The organism is Pseudomonas sp. LBUM1652, assembly GCF_059716105.1.
The window spans coordinates 2019934-2037106 of the sequence record NZ_CP166804.1 but is presented as its reverse complement, the minus strand read 5'-3'; the positions used below and the strand labels follow the sequence as shown (position 1 = coordinate 2037106).

The following is a 17173-nucleotide window of genomic DNA, read 5'->3' as shown; positions in this document are numbered from 1 at the left end:
TATAGGGATTGGTTCAACCGCGTTTGGCGTACAGCTTCGGCTCGCCCGGCGGACGGCTTTTGAAGCGGCGATGCGCCCACAGGTATTGCTCGGGGCAGGCACGCAATGCGCTCTCGACCCACTGGTTGATGCGGATGCAGTCGGCCTCTTCGGTCTCGCCGGGGAAGTCTTCCAGCGGCGGGTGAATAGTCAGGCGATAACCGCTGCCGTCCGCCAGACGCTCCTGAGTGAACGGCACCACCAGCGCTTTACCCAACCGGGCGAATTTGGTGGTCGCGGTCACGGTCGCGGCCTGAATGCCGAACAGCGGCACGAAGATGCTTTGCTTGGCGCCGTAGTCCTGATCCGGTGCGTACCAGATCGCCCGACCTGAACGCAGCAGCTTGAGCATGCCACGCACGTCATCGCGCTCCACCGCCAGCGAATCGAGGTTGTGCCGCTCGCGACCACGACGCTGGACGAAGTCGAACAATGGATTCTTGTGTTCGCGGTACATGCCGTCGATGGTGTGCTGCTGACCGAGCAGCGCCGCGCCGATTTCCAGCGTGGTGAAATGCGCGGCCATCAGAATCACACCTTTGCCTTCACGCTGGGCCTTTTGCAGATGCTCCAGACCTTCGACGTGGGCCAGTTTCGCCAGGCGCTCGCGGGACCACCACCAGCTCATCGCCATTTCAAAAAAGGCGATACCGGTAGAGGCGAAGTTTGCCTTGAGCAGGCGTTTGCGCTCGGCGGCGGATTTTTCCGGGAAGCACAGCTCAAGATTGCGCTTGGCAATGCGCCGCCGGTCGCCGGCCACGCGATACATCAAGGCGCCCAAAAATCGACCGATGGTCAGCAACGCCGGATACGGCAATTGCACGATCAGCCACAAAAGCCCCAGCCCGCACCAGAGCGGCCAGAAGCGTGGAGCAAGAAATGCTTTTCGAAAACGCGGGCGATCCATTAAAGCTTCCGTAAATACAGTGGCCGCGCATTCTACATCGTTCGACCCGGCTTGCGGCTCGCGGGCGTTCTCGTTATAAGTCTCGGCACTTTTAGTGACAAGCCGTTGTATGCCGACATGAGCCAAACCGAACCGTTAGACCAAGATCCCGTATTCCAGCTCAAGGGCAGCATGCTGGCCATCACTGTGCTGGAACTGGCCCGTAACGACCTCGAAAGCCTCGATCGGCAATTGGCCGCCAAAGTCGCCCAGGCGCCGAACTTCTTCAGCAACGCGCCGCTGGTTCTGGCGCTGGACAAACTGCCACCGAGCGAAGGCGCGGTCGATCTGCCGGGCCTGATGCGCGTGTGCCGCCAGCATGGCCTGCGCACCCTGGCGATTCGCGCCAGCCGTATCGAAGACATCGCCGCCGCTATCGCCATCGACATTCCGGTGCTGCCGCCATCCGGCGCCCGTGAACGACCGTTGGAAACCCCGGAAGCCGAAGTCAAAAAGAAACCGGAAAAGCCGCCGGAGCCGACCATCAAACCGACCCGTGTCATCACTACGCCAGTGCGTGGTGGCCAACAGATATATGCCCAGGGTGGCGATCTGGTCGTGGTGTCCTCGGTCAGTCCGGGGGCGGAACTTCTTGCCGATGGCAACATCCATGTATACGGCCCGATGCGCGGTCGTGCGCTGGCCGGGGTCAAGGGCGACACCAAGGCGCGGATTTTCTGTCAGCAATTGAGCGCTGAACTGATCTCCATCGCAGGCCACTACAAGGTTTCCGAAGACTTGCGTCGCGATCCGATGTGGGGCTCGGGCGTACAGGTCAGCCTGTCGGGCGACGTGTTGAACATCATTCGGCTTTAACGGATACTGCCGCATTTTCCAAGCATCTCTAAAACGTAGCGAAAACGGCTCAAACGAAGTAGGAAAAAGGCCAAAAGCCAAATTCCAGCCAAGGCTGTCCGACTGCAGTAGTTTTCAAGAGATGTTTTTCAGGGGCTAAAAAGTCCTTCTTCCTTAGGGGTGAAACACCTTGGCCAAGATTCTCGTGGTTACATCCGGCAAGGGTGGTGTGGGTAAGACCACCACCAGCGCCGCTATCGGTACCGGCCTCGCTCTGCGCGGCCATAAAACAGTAATCGTCGACTTCGACGTGGGCTTGCGTAACCTTGACCTGATCATGGGTTGCGAGCGCCGCGTGGTGTATGACTTCGTCAACGTGGTCAACGGCGAAGCCAACCTGCAACAGGCTCTGATCAAAGACAAGCGTCTGGAAAACCTCTACGTACTGGCCGCCAGTCAGACCCGCGACAAAGACGCGCTGACTGTCGAAGGCGTGGAAAAAGTCCTGATGGAGCTCAAGGAACAATTCGAGTTCGTGGTCTGCGACTCCCCGGCGGGCATCGAAAAAGGCGCGCACCTGGCCATGTACTTCGCTGACGAAGCGATCGTCGTGACCAACCCGGAAGTGTCCTCGGTACGAGATTCGGACCGCATGCTCGGCCTGTTGGCGAGCAAATCGCGTCGCGCCGAACGTGGCGAAGACCCGATCAAGGAACACCTGCTGATCACCCGCTACCATCCAGAGCGTGTTGAAAAGGGCGAGATGCTTGGCGTTGAAGACGTCAAGGATATCCTCTCGGTAACGCTGCTGGGCGTGATCCCGGAATCCCAGGCGGTGCTCAAGGCATCCAACCAGGGCGTACCGGTCATTCTCGACGATCAGAGCGATGCCGGTCAGGCGTACAGCGATACCGTCGACCGCTTGCTGGGCAAAGAAAAAGCCCACCGTTTCCTCGATGTCGAGAAGAAGGGATTCTTCGAGCGCCTGTTTGGAGGTAGGTAATGAACCTTTTTGACTTCTTTCGTGCCAACAAAAAGCCAAGTACCGCCTCGGTAGCGAAAGAGCGTCTACAGATCATCGTGGCGCATGAGCGCGGCCAGCGCAGCACGCCGGATTACTTGCCAGCCTTGCAGAAGGAACTGGTCGACGTGATCCGCAAGTACGTCAACATCGGCAACGACGACGTACATGTTGCACTGGAAAGCCAGGGCAGTTGCTCGATTCTGGAACTCAACATCACCCTGCCTGATCGCTGAGTCGATACGGCAGGAACGACGGCGGCTCAGGGCCATTCCCATACCGGAATGGCCCTGAGCCGCCGTTGGCATTTGTTACGAGGCTGTTTTAATGCCGTTGTCCAACATCCGCATCATCCATCAGGACGCCGCCGTACTGGTGGTCGACAAACCGACCCTGCTGCTCTCGGTGCCCGGTCGCGCCGACGACAACAAGGACTGCCTGATTACCCGCCTGCAGGAAAACGGCTACCCGGAAGCGCGCATCGTCCATCGTCTGGACTGGGAAACCTCCGGCATCATTCTGCTCGCCCGTGACGCCGACACTCACCGCGAACTCTCGCGCCAGTTTCACGACCGAGAAACCGAAAAGGCCTACACCGCATTGGCCTGGGGTCAGCCTGAACTGGACAGCGGCAGCATCGACCTGCCGTTGCGCTACGACCCGCCGACCAAGCCGCGCCACGTGGTCGATCACGAATTCGGCAAGCATGCGCTGACCTTCTGGCGCGTACTGGAACGTTGCGGCGACTGGTGCCGCGTCGAGCTGACACCGATCACCGGTCGCTCGCACCAGTTGCGCGTACACATGCTATCCATCGGGCATCCGCTGCTCGGTGACGGGCTATACGCCCACGAACAGGCACTGGCAGCCTGGCCGCGCCTGTGCCTGCACGCGAGCATGCTCAGCTTCACCCACCCGCAAACCGGTGAGCGTCTGCGCTTCGAGTGCCCGGCGCCGTTCTGAATGGCACCGCTGGCCCCATGTAGGAGCTGCCGAAGGCTGCGATCTTTTGCTCTGGTTTTTGATTTACGAAACACCAGATCAAAAGATCGCAGCCTTCGGCAGCTCCTACAGGTTATGCATGCGCAGCAACGACCGCATGTCATGCCCCAACCGATGCGTTAAACTCCCGCCCATTGCTGTCTGGAGCTTCTTATGCGCGAAGAGTTGAACCAAGGCCTGATCGACTTCCTCAAGGCCTCCCCTACCCCGTTCCACGCCACCGCCAGCCTTGTTCAACGTCTGGAGGCCGCCGGTTTTGTGCGCCTCGACGAGCGCGAGCCATGGACTACCGAGCCCAACGGCCGCTACTACGTTACTCGTAACGACTCCTCGATCGTCGCGATCAAAATGGGCCGTCACTCGCCGCTGCACGGTGGCATCCGCCTCGTCGGTGCACACACTGACAGCCCGTGTCTGCGGGTCAAGCCACAACCGGAGCTGCAACGTCAGGGCTTCTGGCAATTGGGCGTCGAAGTCTACGGCGGCGCGCTGCTGGCACCGTGGTTCGACCGCGATCTGTCGCTGGCCGGCCGCGTGACCTTCCGCCGTGACGGCAAGGTCGAGAGCCAGTTGATCGACTTCAAGGCACCGATCGCGATCATTCCCAACCTGGCCATTCACCTCAACCGTGAAGCCAATCAAGGCTGGGCGATCAATGCCCAAACCGAACTGCCGCCGATCCTCGCGCAATTTGCCGGTGACGAACGCGTCGACTTCCGCGCCGTACTCACCGATCAACTGGCCCGCGAACACGGCCTCAACGCCGATGTGGTGCTCGATTACGAGCTGAGCTTCTACGACACGCAAAGCGCTGCGGTGATTGGCCTGAACGGCGATTTCATTGCCGGCGCGCGCCTCGACAATCTGCTGTCGTGCTACGCCGGCCTGCAAGCCTTGCTCACCGCCGAGACCGACGAAACCTGCGTGCTGGTCGCCAACGACCACGAAGAAGTCGGCTCCTGCTCAGCCTGCGGTGCCGATGGCCCGATGCTCGAACAGACCCTGCGTCGCCTGCTGCCGGAAGGTGACGAGTTCGTCCGCACCATCCAGAAATCGCTGCTGGTCTCGGCCGACAACGCCCACGGCGTACACCCCAACTACGCCGAGAAGCACGACGCCAACCACGGCCCGAAACTCAACGCCGGCCCGGTGATCAAGGTCAACAGCAACCAGCGCTACGCCACCAACAGCGAAACCGCCGGGTTCTTCCGTCACCTGTGCATGGCCGAAGAAGTGCCGGTGCAGAGCTTCGTGGTGCGCAGCGACATGGGCTGCGGCTCGACCATCGGCCCGATCACCGCCAGCCACTTGGGCGTGCGCACGGTCGATATCGGCCTGCCGACCTTCGCCATGCACTCGATCCGCGAACTGTGCGGCAGCCATGACCTGGCACATCTGGTCAAAGTGCTGAGCGCCTTCTACGCCTGCCGCGAGTTGCCGTAACAATTCGGCACGACACGCCCCCTGTAGGAGCTGCCGCAGGCTGCGATCTTTTGATCTTGTGTTTTATAAATCAAAAACAGGATCAAAAGATCGCAGCCTGCGGCAGCTCCTACAGGTGGAAACCGACCTAGACTCAAATCATCCCTTCCGACAAGGCAGTCACCATGATCTCGATGTCCTCCTTCCACGCCATGCTCATTCCCATCCTGAGCGGAATGATCCTGCTGGCCGTCGGCTTCAACTTCCGCGACAAAAACGCCGGGGTGTTCGCCATGTGGATCGGCATGCTGACGATACTCGCCACCGTGGTCTACAAGATCCTCGCCAAACTCAACGAATAAATCCGCGCCCGGCTCGCATTGATTAATGCGGCCTCGTACACTCCAGCGAATCCGCCCCTTGCGAGGTTGACCGCCTAGTGTTTGCTCGTCTTTTTGCTCTACCCTGCCTGTTCCTCATCTGCTTGATGACGCTGCTGCCCATGGCACCCGCCCACGCGGTCGGTCTGCCGGGCCTGCTCAACACCACCAAGACGCAGCCAGAAGCCCAGGAACCGTTGGGCCAGTCCCTCGATGAAGTCATCAAGTCGCTGGAAAACGACAAGCAACGTGCACAGTTGCTGACCGATCTGAAGAAACTGCGCGACGCCACGAAAAAAGCCCAGGCCTCTCCCGAAGAAGGCGTGCTCGGGTTGATTGGCGGCACCCTGGCCAATTTCGAGAAGCAGTTTTCCGGAGCTGACAGCCCGGTCACTCGCTGGTCCAACGAATTCGATCTGGCCAAAGATGAACTGAAAGCGCTGATGCTCCCGGCCAGTGAATGGCTGCCGATCATTTTCGGCTTCGCCATGATTCTCTTGGTCTGGAGCCTGCTTGCCGCCGCGCTGATCTGGGTCAGTCACCGGGTGCGCATGCGCTTCGGACTCACTGAAGAACTGCCGCAACACCCCAGGGCCGTCGACATGCTGCGCTTCGCATTGCGCAAGCTCGGGCCGTGGTTGATCGCGTTGGTGATCACCGTCTACATGAGTTATGCGTTGCCGTCGTCTCTGGGCAAAAGCCTGGCGATGGTGCTGGCCTACGCGCTGGTGGTCGGCACCTGCTTCTCGGCGATCTGCGTGATCGCTTTTTCCCTGCTCGACGGCCCACACCGCCATCGCGCGTTGTACATCCTGCGCCATCAGGCGTTTCGGCCGTTGTGGCTGATCGGCAGCTTCGCCGCCTTCGGGGAGGCGCTCAACGACCCGCGCCTGATCGAGAGCCTCGGCGTGCATCTGGCGCACAGCGCCGCGACCATCGCCAATGTTCTCGCTGCGCTGTCGACCGGGCTGTTCATCCTGCGATTCCGCCGGCCGATCGCCCACCTGATCCGCAACCAGCCGTTGTCCCGACGCCTGACCCGACGCGCGCTCAGCGACACCATCGAAATCCTCGGCACCTTCTGGTACGTACCAGCGCTGGTGCTGGTCGGCATCTCGCTGTTCGCCACCTTCGTCTCCGCCGGCGACACCAGCACCGCGCTGCGTCAGTCGCTGATCTGCACCGTTTTGCTGGTGATGTGCATGGTGATCAACGGCCTCGTGCGCCGTCATTCGCTCAAGCCACAACGCGGGCCGAAACGCCACGCGCTGTACTCCGAGCGCCTGAAAAACTTTTTCTATACCCTCGCGCATTTGCTGGTGTGGCTGGTGTTCATCGAACTCGGCCTGCGCGTGTGGGGCCAATCGCTGATCGGTTTTGCCGAAGGCGAAGGGCATGACGTCAGCGTCAAACTGTTAAGCCTGATCGGCACACTGGTTTTCTCCTGGCTGATCTGGATCCTCGCCGACACCGCCGTGCACCACGCCCTCACTCGCTCGCGCAAAGGCCTGGCCAATGCGCGGGCGCAGACGATGATGCCGCTGATCCGCAACGTGCTGTTCGTGGCGATTTTCATCATCGCGCTGATCGTCGCCCTGGCGAACATGGGCATGAACGTCACGCCACTGCTGGCCGGTGCCGGCGTGATCGGCCTGGCCATCGGTTTCGGTGCGCAGTCGCTGGTGGCGGACTTGATCACCGGCCTGTTCATCATCATTGAGGACTCGCTGGCCATCGACGATTACGTCGACGTCGGCGGCCACCTCGGCACCGTCGAAGGCCTGACCATCCGCACCGTGCGCCTGCGCGACATCGACGGCATCGTCCACACCATCCCGTTCAGCGAAATCAAAAGCATCAAGAACTACTCACGGGAATTCGGCTACGCGATCTTCCGCGTGGCGGTGCCGTACAACATGGAAATCGACGACGCGATCAAACTGATGCGCGACGTCGGCCAGAAAATGCGCACCGATCCGTTGCAACGCCGCAATATCTGGTCGCCGCTGGAGATTCAGGGTGTAGAGAGTTTCGAGTCCGGCAGCGCGATTCTGCGCGCCCGCTTCAAGACCGCGCCGATCAAACAGTGGGAAGTTTCCCGAGCCTTCAACCTGTCGCTCAAGCGCCATCTCGACGAAGCCGGGCTGGATCTGGCGACGCCACGCATGAGCGTGCAAGTGATCACCGCCGGTGGTGGCCAGCCGAAGGAATAGCACTTAGGCACGACGTTCGGGTCACAGGCTGGGAAGCCAAGAATAATAAACAAGGAGAAACCCGATGCAGCTCACACGTATTGCCCAAGCCGTTCTGTTCACCTTGTTCGCCGGCCACGCCGGGGCTGCCACGATGGACAGCACCCGCGAACAAATCGCCACGCAGGCCAAGGCACTTGAGCCCGAACTGCTGGAAACCCGCCGCGACATCCACGCCCACCCGGAACTGGGCAACACGGAAAAACGCACATCCGAATTGGTCGCCAAACAACTGAAAGCCATGGGCCTTGAGGTGAAAACCGGCGTCGCCCGCACGGGCGTCGTTGCAGTCCTCAAAGGCGCGCTGCCCGGCCCGACCGTGGCCCTGCGCGCCGACATGGACGCGCTGCCGGTCAAGGAAGTCGCGGACCTGCCGTTCGCCTCGAAAGCCAAAGGCACCTACCTCGACAAAGAAGTCGACGTGATGCACGCCTGCGGCCACGACGCCCACACCGCGATCCTGCTGAGCACGGCGAAAATTCTCACAGGCATGCGCGACACTCTGCCCGGCACCGTGGTGTTCTACTTCCAACCCGCCGAAGAAGGCCCAAGCGACTTCATCCCCGACGGCAAAAACACCTGGGGCGCGAAAATGATGGTCGAAGAAGGCGTGATGAAATCACCCAAACCCGACGCCGTCTTCGGCCTGCACGTCTGGGCCGGCGTCCCGGCCGGCCAGATCGCCTACCGCCCGGGCGCCACCCTCGCCAGCTCTGACGACCTGCGCATCAAAATCCTCGGCAAACAAACCCACGCCGGCCGCCCCTGGGACGGCATCGACCCGATCACCGTCGGCGCCCAAACCATCGTCGGCCTGCAAACCGTGGTCAGCCGCCGTACCGACATTTCATCTTTTCCGTCTGTCGTCAGTATCGGCACCATCAACGGCGGCACCCGTTACAACATCATTCCCGAATCCGTCGACATGACCGGCACCATCCGCTCCTACGACTACGGCATCCGCCAGAAACTGCATGCGGACGTACGCCAGACCGTCGAGAAAATCGCCGAAAGCGGTGGTGCGAAAGCCGACGTCACCATCATCGAAAAATACGACCCGACCATCAACAACCCGGCACTGACCGAAAAAATGCTGCCGACATTGAAGTGGGCGGCCAAGGATGACGTGGTGAATGCGCCGCTGGTGGGTGGCGCGGAGGACTTCTCGTTCTTTGCCAAGGAAGTGCCGGGGCTGTTTGTGTTTCTCGGTGTGACTCCACGAGACCAAGACATAAGCAAGGCTGCGCCGAATCACAATCCGGGGTTCTTTGTGGATGAGTCGGCGTTAGTGGTGGGCGTGAGGACACTGGCATCGTTGGCGACGGATTATTTGTATGCCAATGCCGGGGCAGCCAAATAGAGATGGAGTGACTGTGGGGGCGCCTTCGCGAGCAGGCTCGCTCCCACAAAAAAGCAAAAGCAAACCGCATCCGCTCTTCACCACTCAACAGGATGAGCGTTAGCTCGGCTGCGGCTCTTGATCTGAAGGCCCGTCGGCAGGCTGAGTGGAGGGATTGATCCGGGGGTGGGAGCGCAGCGACCGTTCGACGAAGTCGAACACATCGAAAGGAGGTGCAGCGAAGCAAACCGGAAGCGATGCGCCCGGATCAATCCCGGAACGAAGGAACCCGAGCCACGGCGAGGGCCGAACGTCAGGGTAAAGACCTTTGCTTCCTTTGGGGCGTTTGCCAAAGGGAGTCGACCGTCAGGGCGAAACCATAAGAAGCCATCACCGCAGCAACGGATATTCACCCAACCGATCAAACGACATCGACCCCGACATGAATCGCATCATGCCGCCAAAACTCCAGATCACAATCAATCAACCGCTCATGCTGATCATAATTGACCCGAGCAATCCGCAACCCCGGGCTCCCCACCGACACCCGTAAAGCCGCCGCCGCATCCACCGACAACGACGTAGGCACGATCTCAAACCGCACCCGCCCATAGTGCAAATCGTAATGCCGCGCATACAACTCAGTAATCGACTGATTCAAATCAAACTCTAAAATCCCCGGGAAATACTGCGGATTCAAATAGTGCTCTACATAAAGCACCAACCGCCCATCAATCCGCCGCGACCGACAAATCTGAATCACACTCGACAACGCCGGCAACTGCAACCAGGCACACACCGCCGCCGAAGCCGGTTGCAGTCGAGCCGAAATCACCTCGGTCGAAGGCACCCGCCCCTGCGCACTGACCATCGCGTGAAAGTGACTGCGCTGCATCAGGTTGTAGGCCAGACGCGGTGGCGAAACGAACCAGCCCCGCCGCTCCTCACGATAAATCTGCCCCTGCGCCTCTAACTGCAACAACGCCTCACGCACAGTAATCCGCGTCGTGCCAAACAACTCACTGAGCTTGCGCTCGGCCGGCAACTTGCTGCCGGGCGCCAATAGCCCGTGGTCAAGTTGCTCCTGCAACACCTGGCCAATCGCTGTCACCGCTTTTGTTGCCTCATCGCGCATCAACGTTACCTATCTGGACTAGACCAGCACTGTTTCAGGGCAAAAACCGAACGACCTGCAAGCCGTTAACGAGTGTTGCAAGCCTAGGCAGTGCAGATGACCAACAGATGACAAACCTGCTCAACGGTCGCCTTAACGACTTGCAATACATCGGCCAAGTCCCTTGCCCGCCGGGGCTTTGAGCATGGTCTACGCTTATCTGGCAGCCGCCGATACCGGGCAAATAAAAGGCCTGAAGCAAGGCCACCGACATGAAAGTGTCATCCAGCCCCCTTAAATTGGCTCAGGTATTGCTGACCTAGACCAACACAAACCGCAATCGCAGCGTTGAACACGACCAAGGAGCTTCGGAATGAAACAGCTTTTCCTGGCAACACTGTTAGGCTCGACCATTGCAATGTGCACCGCCGCCATGGCGGCCGACACTGATCTGAAAACCCTCGAAGCCGCTGCGAAAGCGGAAGGCGCCGTCAACAGCGTCGGCATGCCCGATGACTGGGCCAACTGGAAAGGCACCTGGGAAGACCTCGCGAAAAAATACGGTCTGAAACACATCGACACCGACATGAGCTCGGCCCAGGAAATCGCCAAATTCGCTGCGGAAAAAGATAATGCCAGCGCCGATATCGGCGACGTCGGTGCCGCCTTCGGCCCGATCGCGGTCAAGCAAGGCGTGGTGCAACCGTACAAGCCAAGCACCTGGGACCAGATCCCGGACTGGGCTAAAGACAAGGACGGCAACTGGGCACTGGCCTACACCGGCACCATCGCCTTTATCGTCAACAAGAAGCTGCTGCACGGTTCCGAAGTACCGACCAAATGGGCTGACCTCAAGGGCGGCAAATACAAGGTTTCCATCGGTGACGTGAGCACCGCTGCGCAAGCTGCCAACGGCGTTCTGGCCGCAGCGCTGGCCAACGGTGGCGACGAGAAGAATATCCAGCCTGCCCTGCTGCTGTTCGCAGACATCGCCAAGCAAGGTCGCCTGTCGATGGCCAACCCGACCATCGCCACCATGGAAAAAGGCGAGATCGAAGTCGGCGTGGTCTGGGACTTCAACGGCCTGAGCTACAAGGCCAAGATGGCCAACCCGGATGACTATGTAGTGCTGATCCCGTCTGACGGTTCGGTGATTTCCGGCTACACCACCATCATCAACAAATACGCGAAGAACCCGAACGCCGCCAAGCTGACCCGCGAATACATCTTCAGCGACGCCGGCCAGACCAACCTCGCTCGCGGCAACGCCCGTCCGATCCGCGCCGAACACCTGCAACTGCCGGAAGACGTGAAAGCCAAACTGCTGCCGAACGAGCAGTACAAAAAGGTCACGCCGATCAAGGACGCCGATGCGTGGGAGAAAACCTCCAAAGGCCTGCCACAGAAGTGGAACGAAGAAGTCATCGTAGAGATGAAGTAATCCTTCATCTGTAGGAGCTGCCGCAGGCTGCGATCTTTTGATCTTGCTCTTGAAAGGCAAAGTCAAAAGATCGCAGGCTTCGCCAGCTCCTACAACGTTCGGTCCCAGCCTTGTTTTCGGAGTCACCGCCCCTATGAAGCACAACGTCATCCTTGTCGTGCTCGACGGCCTCAACTACGAAGTCGCGCGTCACGCCATGGGGCATCTGCAGGCTTACGTTGGCGCAGGACGCGCCGCACTCTACAAGCTGGAGTGCGAGTTGCCCGCCCTGTCCCGACCACTTTACGAATGCATCCTCACCGGCGTGCCGCCGATCGACAGCGGTATCGTTCACAACGACGTCTCGCGCCTGTCCAACCAGCGCAGCATCTATCACTACGCGCGTGACGCCGGCCTGAAAACTGCCGCCGCGGCCTATCACTGGGTCAGCGAGTTGTATAACCGCTCGCCGTTTGTGGCCGCCCGCGACCGCCACACTGACGATCCATCACTGCCGATCCAGCACGGCCACTTTTACTGGAACGATCACTACCCGGATTCGCACCTGTTCGCCGACGCCGAAAACCTGCGCCTGCGGCACACGCCTGACTTCCTGCTGATTCACCCGATGAACATCGACGACGCCGGCCACAAGCACGGCCTCGACACCCCGCAATACCGCAACAGCGCGCGTTTCGCCGACATCATCCTCGCCGACTACTTACAGGCCTGGCTCGACGCCGGTTATCAGGTGCTGGTGACCGCCGACCACGGCATGAACAACGACCGCTCGCACAACGGCCTGCTGCCGGAAGAACGCCAGGTGCCGCTGTTTGTTCTCGGCGACGCCTTCAGCCTCAACGCAGACGCTGCACCGAAGCAGACCGAAATCTGCGGCACGGTCTGCGAACTGCTCGGCGTGCCCCATGACAAACCTGTGTGCCGGGAGCTGCTCAAGTGAATGCCATGACTCGCGGCAAATGGCTGGCGGCACTGTGTCTGGTGCCCTTCACACTGTTCTTTATCGTGTTTGAAATCGCGCCGCTGATCTGGGTGATGATCAACAGCCTGCAATCGGAAGAGTCTGGTTGGGGCCTGGAAAACTTCAGCAAGATCTTCAGTTCGAAGTTCTACCGACAGGCGATCCAGTACAGCCTGGAAATCAGTTTCTGGTCGAGTGTGTTCGGCATCATCATCGCCGTGCTCGGTGCGTACTCCCTGCGCCGGGTCGACTCGAAACTGCGCAACTTCGTGAATGCCTTCGCCAACATGACCAGCAACTTTGCCGGCGTGCCTCTGGCCTTCGCGTTCATCATCCTGCTCGGTTTCAACGGCAGCATCACCATCATGTTGAAGCAGGCCGGGATCATCGAGGACTTCAACCTGTACTCGAAAACCGGGTTGATCATCCTTTACACCTACTTCCAGATCCCCCTCGGCGTGTTGTTGCTCTACCCGGCCTTCGATGCCTTGCGCGAAGACTGGCGCGAGTCCGCCGAATTGCTCGGTGCCAACGGCTGGCAGTTCTGGCGGCACATCGGTCTGCCGGTCTTGACCCCCGCGCTGCTCGGCACGTTCGTGATCCTGCTGGCCAACGCCCTCGGCGCCTACGCCACGGTGTATGCACTGACCACCGGCAACTTCAACGTGCTGCCGATCCGTATCGCGGCGATGGTCTCCGGCGATATCTCCCTCGATCCGAATCTTGCCAGTGCGCTGGCCGTGGTGCTGGTGGCGCTGATGACCATCGTGACCGTCGTGCATCAACTGCTGTTGAAGAGGAGCTACCATGTCTCGCGTTGAATCCGGCCCGGCCGGCCTCTACCACCGCGTCGTGGTCTACCTGCTGTTCGCCATCCTCTTGGCACCGCTTGTGGGCACACTGATTTACTCAATCGCCAGCAGTTGGTCGGCGACCATTCTGCCCAGCGGCTTTACCTTCAAGTGGTACATCCAGTTGTGGAGCGATCCACGCTTCCTCCACGCCTTCGGCCAGTCATTGCTGGTCTGCGTCGGCGCGTTGGTGCTGTCGGTGGTGCTGATCCTGCCGCTGCTGTTTGTGGTGCATTACCACTTCCCCAAACTCGATGCGCTGATGAACATCCTGATCCTGCTGCCCTTCGCGGTGCCGCCAGTGGTGTCGTCGGTCGGCCTGTTGCAGCTCTACGGTTCCGGGCCAATGGCGATGGTTGGTACGCCGTGGATTCTGATCGGATGCTACTTCACCGTGGCGCTGCCGTTCATGTACCGGGCGATCACCAACAACCTTCAAGCGATCAATCTGCGCGACCTGATGGACGCCGCCCAACTGCTCGGCGCGAGCACCTTTCAGGCAGCAATTCTGGTGGTGCTGCCGAACCTGCGCAAAGGCCTGATGGTGGCGTTGCTGCTGTCGTTCTCGTTCCTGTTCGGTGAGTTCGTCTTCGCCAACATCCTCGTCGGCACCCGCTACGAAACCCTGCAGGTTTATCTGAACAACATGCGCAACAGCAGCGGCCACTTCACCAGTGCGCTGGTCATCTCCTACTTCTTATTCGTGCTGGTCCTGACCTGGATCGCCAACATTCTGAACAAGGACAAAAGCGAATGAGCTATGTCAGCGTCCAACATCTTCAAAAAAACTACGCTGGCACCACGGTGTTCAGCGACATCGACTGCGAAATAAACAAGGGCGAATTCGTCACCCTGCTCGGCCCGTCCGGTTGCGGCAAATCCACCCTGCTACGTTGCATCGCCGGGCTGACGCCGGTCGATGGCGGCAAGATCCTGCTCGATGGCGTCGACATCGTGCCGCTAAGCCCGCAGAAACGTGGCATCGGCATGGTGTTCCAAAGCTACGCGCTGTTTCCCAACATGACCGTCGAACAGAACGTCGCCTTCGGTCTGCGCATGCAAAAGGTCAATGCCGACGACAGCCATAAACGCGTTGCCGAAGTGTTGAAACTGGTTGAACTGAACGACTTCGCCAGTCGCTATCCCCATCAGCTTTCCGGTGGCCAATGCCAGCGCGTTGCCCTCGCCCGTTCGCTGGTGACTCGTCCACGTCTGTTGCTGCTGGATGAGCCGCTGTCGGCCCTCGATGCACGGATTCGCAAGCACCTGCGCGAACAGATTCGTCAGATCCAGCGGGAACTCGGCCTGACCACCATCTTCGTCACCCACGATCAGGAAGAAGCGCTGACCATGTCTGACCGGATTTTCCTGATGAATCAGGGAAAAATCGTACAGAGCGGCGACGCCGAAACCCTGTACACCGCCCCTGTCGATGTGTTCGCCGCCGGCTTCATCGGCAACTACAACCTGCTCGATGCTGACGACGCGTCGAAGCTGTTGCAGCGCCCGATCAACCACCGCATTGCCATTCGCCCGGAAGCCATCGAACTGAGCCTGAACGGCGAACTCGACGCACAGATCCGCAGCCACAGCCTGCTCGGCAACGTCATCCGCTATCGCGTCGAAGCGCGCGGCGTAGAGTTGGTGGTGGATGTGCTCAACCGTTCGGCCGCCGATCTGCACCCCGACGGTCAGCGTCTGGCACTTTCCATCGATCCCACGGCCCTGTGTGAGGTAGCCTGATGACTTTGCTGACGTTGAAGAGAGAACTGCACTGATGGCCCTGGCAATTTTTGATCTGGACGAAACCCTCATCCATGGCGACTGCGCCACCCTCTGGAGCGAGCAGATGGGCCGTTTGGGCTGGGTCGATCCCGAATCGTACATGCGCAAAAACAACGAGCTGATGGATGCCTACAGCCATGGCAAATTGCGCATGGAAGACTACATGGACTTCAGCCTCGAACCACTGATCGGCCGTACCCCAGAAGAAGTCGAGCACTTGGTCGGCCCGTGGGTTGAAGACTTCATCGAACCGATCATCTTCAGCGACGCGACCAAAACCATCGCCGCCCACCGCAAGGCCGGGGACCGGATTCTGGTGATCTCGGCGTCGGGCACGCATCTGGTCAAGCCGATTGCCGATCGGTTGGGCATCGACGAAGTCCTCGGCATCGAACTGGAAGTCGCGCATGGCGTGTACAGCGGCCATACCGTCGGCACCCTGACTTACCGCGAAGGCAAGATCACCCGCTTGCTTGAGTGGCTGGATGCTGAAGAGGAAAACCTGGAGGGCGCGAGTTTCTATTCCGACTCACGCAATGACCTGCCGTTGTTGCTGAAGGTCGATTTCCCGCACGTGGTCAATCCGGATCCGGTGCTGCTTGAACATGCCGAAAAGGCCGGCTGGCCGATCCATCTCTGGAAATAAAAGCAAAAGATCGCAGCCTCCGGCAGCTCCCACAGGGTGTACACATTCCACCGTAGGAGCTGCCGAAGGCTGCGATCTTTTGATCTGGCCTTTCTTTCAGCTCAGGCTGTCGTCAATCACCAACACCAGTTTTCCGGAAACGGTATTGCTCGCCAGCTCGGCAAATGCCGCCTCGGCGTCTTTCACCGGGAAAGCCTTGGCCAACTGCGGACTCAAGCGTCCTTCGGCAAACAACGGCCACACATGCTGACTCAGGTCACTGAACAGATCGGCCTTGAACTGATCGTCACGACTGCGCAGCGTAGAACCCAGCAATTGCACGCGCTTGGCCAACACCTGGGCCAGATCCAGCTTCGCCTCACGGCCCCCCATCAAACCGATCAACACCCAACGCCCATCCAGCGCCATGAGCTTGAGATTGAGCGCCGAGTAGTTGCCGCCGACCGGATCGAGAATCACATCGAACGGGCCGAAGTCGCGCAGGCTTTCCAGATCATCCGTACGCACTACGCCGCCCTGGGCTCCCAATGCTTCACAGTAAGCCAAACGCTCGGTCGAGCCGACGCTGACCCAGCACGGGTTGCCGAACGCCTTGCACAGCTGAATAGCAGCTGAACCAATTCCACTTGCCCCGGCGTGCAAGAGAACTTTCTCACCCGGTTTGAGCGCCGCAAGCTGAAACACATTCAGCCAGACCGTTGCATAAACCTCGGGTAATGCCGCCGCCTCGATCAGCGACACGCCTTCGGGAACCGGCAGCACGTGCCGCCCGTCGACGACCACCTCTTCGGCCATGCCACCCCCGGCCAGCAAGGCGCAGACCCGGTCGCCGACGTGCCACGAACTGCCCGCACCGACCTCGCTGATCACCCCGGAACACTCAAGACCGAGGACTTGGCTGGCACCCGGGGGCGGCGGATAAAGCCCTGCTTTCTGTAATAAATCGGCGCGATTGAGGCCGGCTGCCGCCACTCGGATGCGGACTTGTCCTACATCACACGTAGGACTCGGCTCTTCAACCCATGCCACTTGACCTTCCACGCCTTGCAATGCCTTCACAGTGCCTCCATAGTGAGTCTGGACTGAGCCCGAAGCTGTAGCGCCGGGCTTTTTGCATTATGCGACCGGCTCTCGTAGAACCGGCGACTTCAAAGACGGCCTAATATGCGTTATCAATTG

General features: G+C 59.9%; 17 protein-coding genes. 14 read left to right on the top strand and 3 right to left on the bottom strand.

The window, feature by feature from the left end; all coding sequences use genetic code 11:
* Positions 1-13: 13 nt before the first annotated feature.
* The gene (locus ACA069_RS09275; RefSeq protein WP_187680057.1) at positions 14-946 is read right to left on the bottom strand and encodes a lipid A biosynthesis lauroyl acyltransferase; all 933 of its coding nucleotides are present in this window, start codon (positions 944-946) and stop codon (positions 14-16) included.
* Between the two features lie 117 nt (positions 947-1063).
* Here ACA069_RS09275 and minC point away from each other — a divergent pair, with 117 nt between their 5' ends.
* From minC to ACA069_RS09235, 8 genes are all read left to right on the top strand, one after another.
* A complete protein-coding gene (gene minC, locus ACA069_RS09270; protein ID WP_038367080.1) occupies positions 1064-1801 on the top strand; it encodes a septum site-determining protein MinC in 738 nt (245 codons plus the stop codon).
* Positions 1802-1970: 169 nt separating this feature from the next.
* Positions 1971-2783: a septum site-determining protein MinD gene (gene minD / locus ACA069_RS09265; RefSeq protein WP_187680056.1), complete on the top strand. Its 813-nt coding sequence runs from the start codon at positions 1971-1973 to the stop codon at positions 2781-2783.
* Positions 2783-3037 (top strand): cell division topological specificity factor MinE, encoded by a 255-nt coding sequence (gene minE, locus ACA069_RS09260; RefSeq protein ID WP_003223146.1) that lies wholly within the window; start codon positions 2783-2785, stop codon positions 3035-3037. Before minD ends, minE begins: the two co-directional genes overlap by 1 nt.
* Positions 3038-3128: 91 nt before the next feature.
* The gene (locus ACA069_RS09255; protein WP_007960625.1) at positions 3129-3764 is read left to right on the top strand and encodes an RluA family pseudouridine synthase; all 636 of its coding nucleotides are present in this window, start codon (positions 3129-3131) and stop codon (positions 3762-3764) included.
* A gap of 192 nt (positions 3765-3956) precedes the next feature.
* The gene (locus ACA069_RS09250) at positions 3957-5246 is read left to right on the top strand and encodes a M18 family aminopeptidase (RefSeq protein ID WP_187681369.1); all 1290 of its coding nucleotides are present in this window, start codon (positions 3957-3959) and stop codon (positions 5244-5246) included.
* Positions 5247-5410: 164 nt separating this feature from the next.
* Positions 5411-5587, top strand: a complete 177-nt coding sequence (locus ACA069_RS09245; protein WP_305442182.1) for a hypothetical protein — start codon at positions 5411-5413, stop codon at positions 5585-5587.
* Between the two features lie 77 nt (positions 5588-5664).
* Positions 5665-7818, top strand: a complete 2154-nt coding sequence (locus ACA069_RS09240; protein ID WP_497617171.1) for a mechanosensitive ion channel domain-containing protein — start codon at positions 5665-5667, stop codon at positions 7816-7818.
* A 64-nt stretch (positions 7819-7882) separates the two neighbouring features.
* Complete coding sequence (locus tag ACA069_RS09235) at positions 7883-9217, top strand: amidohydrolase (RefSeq protein ID WP_187677496.1); 1335 nt, start codon at positions 7883-7885, stop codon at positions 9215-9217.
* A 400-nt stretch (positions 9218-9617) separates the two neighbouring features.
* Here ACA069_RS09235 and ACA069_RS09230 read toward each other — a convergent pair whose 3' ends face one another.
* A complete protein-coding gene (locus ACA069_RS09230) occupies positions 9618-10331 on the bottom strand; it encodes a UTRA domain-containing protein (RefSeq protein WP_187677495.1) in 714 nt (237 codons plus the stop codon).
* A 352-nt stretch (positions 10332-10683) separates the two neighbouring features.
* Between ACA069_RS09230 and ACA069_RS09225 the strand changes: the two genes are divergently transcribed.
* The 6 genes from ACA069_RS09225 to ACA069_RS09200 all read left to right on the top strand — a co-directional run bounded on the left by ACA069_RS09225 (position 10684) and on the right by ACA069_RS09200 (position 15994).
* Positions 10684-11751 carry an ABC transporter substrate-binding protein gene (locus tag ACA069_RS09225; RefSeq protein WP_187677494.1) on the top strand — a complete coding sequence of 356 codons (1068 nt, stop codon included), beginning with the start codon at positions 10684-10686 and terminating at the stop codon, positions 11749-11751.
* 133 nt (positions 11752-11884) lie between these two features.
* A complete protein-coding gene (locus ACA069_RS09220) occupies positions 11885-12691 on the top strand; it encodes an alkaline phosphatase family protein (RefSeq protein ID WP_187677493.1) in 807 nt (268 codons plus the stop codon).
* Positions 12692-12696: 5 nt separating this feature from the next.
* The gene (locus ACA069_RS09215; protein WP_497618211.1) at positions 12697-13533 is read left to right on the top strand and encodes an ABC transporter permease; all 837 of its coding nucleotides are present in this window, start codon (positions 12697-12699) and stop codon (positions 13531-13533) included.
* Positions 13520-14320, top strand: coding sequence for an ABC transporter permease (locus ACA069_RS09210; RefSeq protein ID WP_401271989.1), 801 nt, complete (start codon positions 13520-13522; stop codon positions 14318-14320). The genes ACA069_RS09215 and ACA069_RS09210 overlap by 14 nt, the downstream gene beginning before the upstream one ends.
* Entirely contained in the window at positions 14317-15306 is a 990-nt protein-coding gene (locus ACA069_RS09205) for an ABC transporter ATP-binding protein (RefSeq protein WP_187677491.1), read from the top strand. Before ACA069_RS09210 ends, ACA069_RS09205 begins: the two co-directional genes overlap by 4 nt.
* A gap of 34 nt (positions 15307-15340) precedes the next feature.
* Complete coding sequence (locus ACA069_RS09200) at positions 15341-15994, top strand: HAD family hydrolase (protein ID WP_187677490.1); 654 nt, start codon at positions 15341-15343, stop codon at positions 15992-15994.
* A 96-nt stretch (positions 15995-16090) separates the two neighbouring features.
* On the opposite strand, the gene ACA069_RS09195 is transcribed toward ACA069_RS09200, so the two are convergent.
* Positions 16091-17053: a zinc-binding dehydrogenase gene (locus ACA069_RS09195; protein ID WP_187677489.1), complete on the bottom strand. Its 963-nt coding sequence runs from the start codon at positions 17051-17053 to the stop codon at positions 16091-16093.
* Positions 17054-17173: the final 120 nt, after the last annotated feature.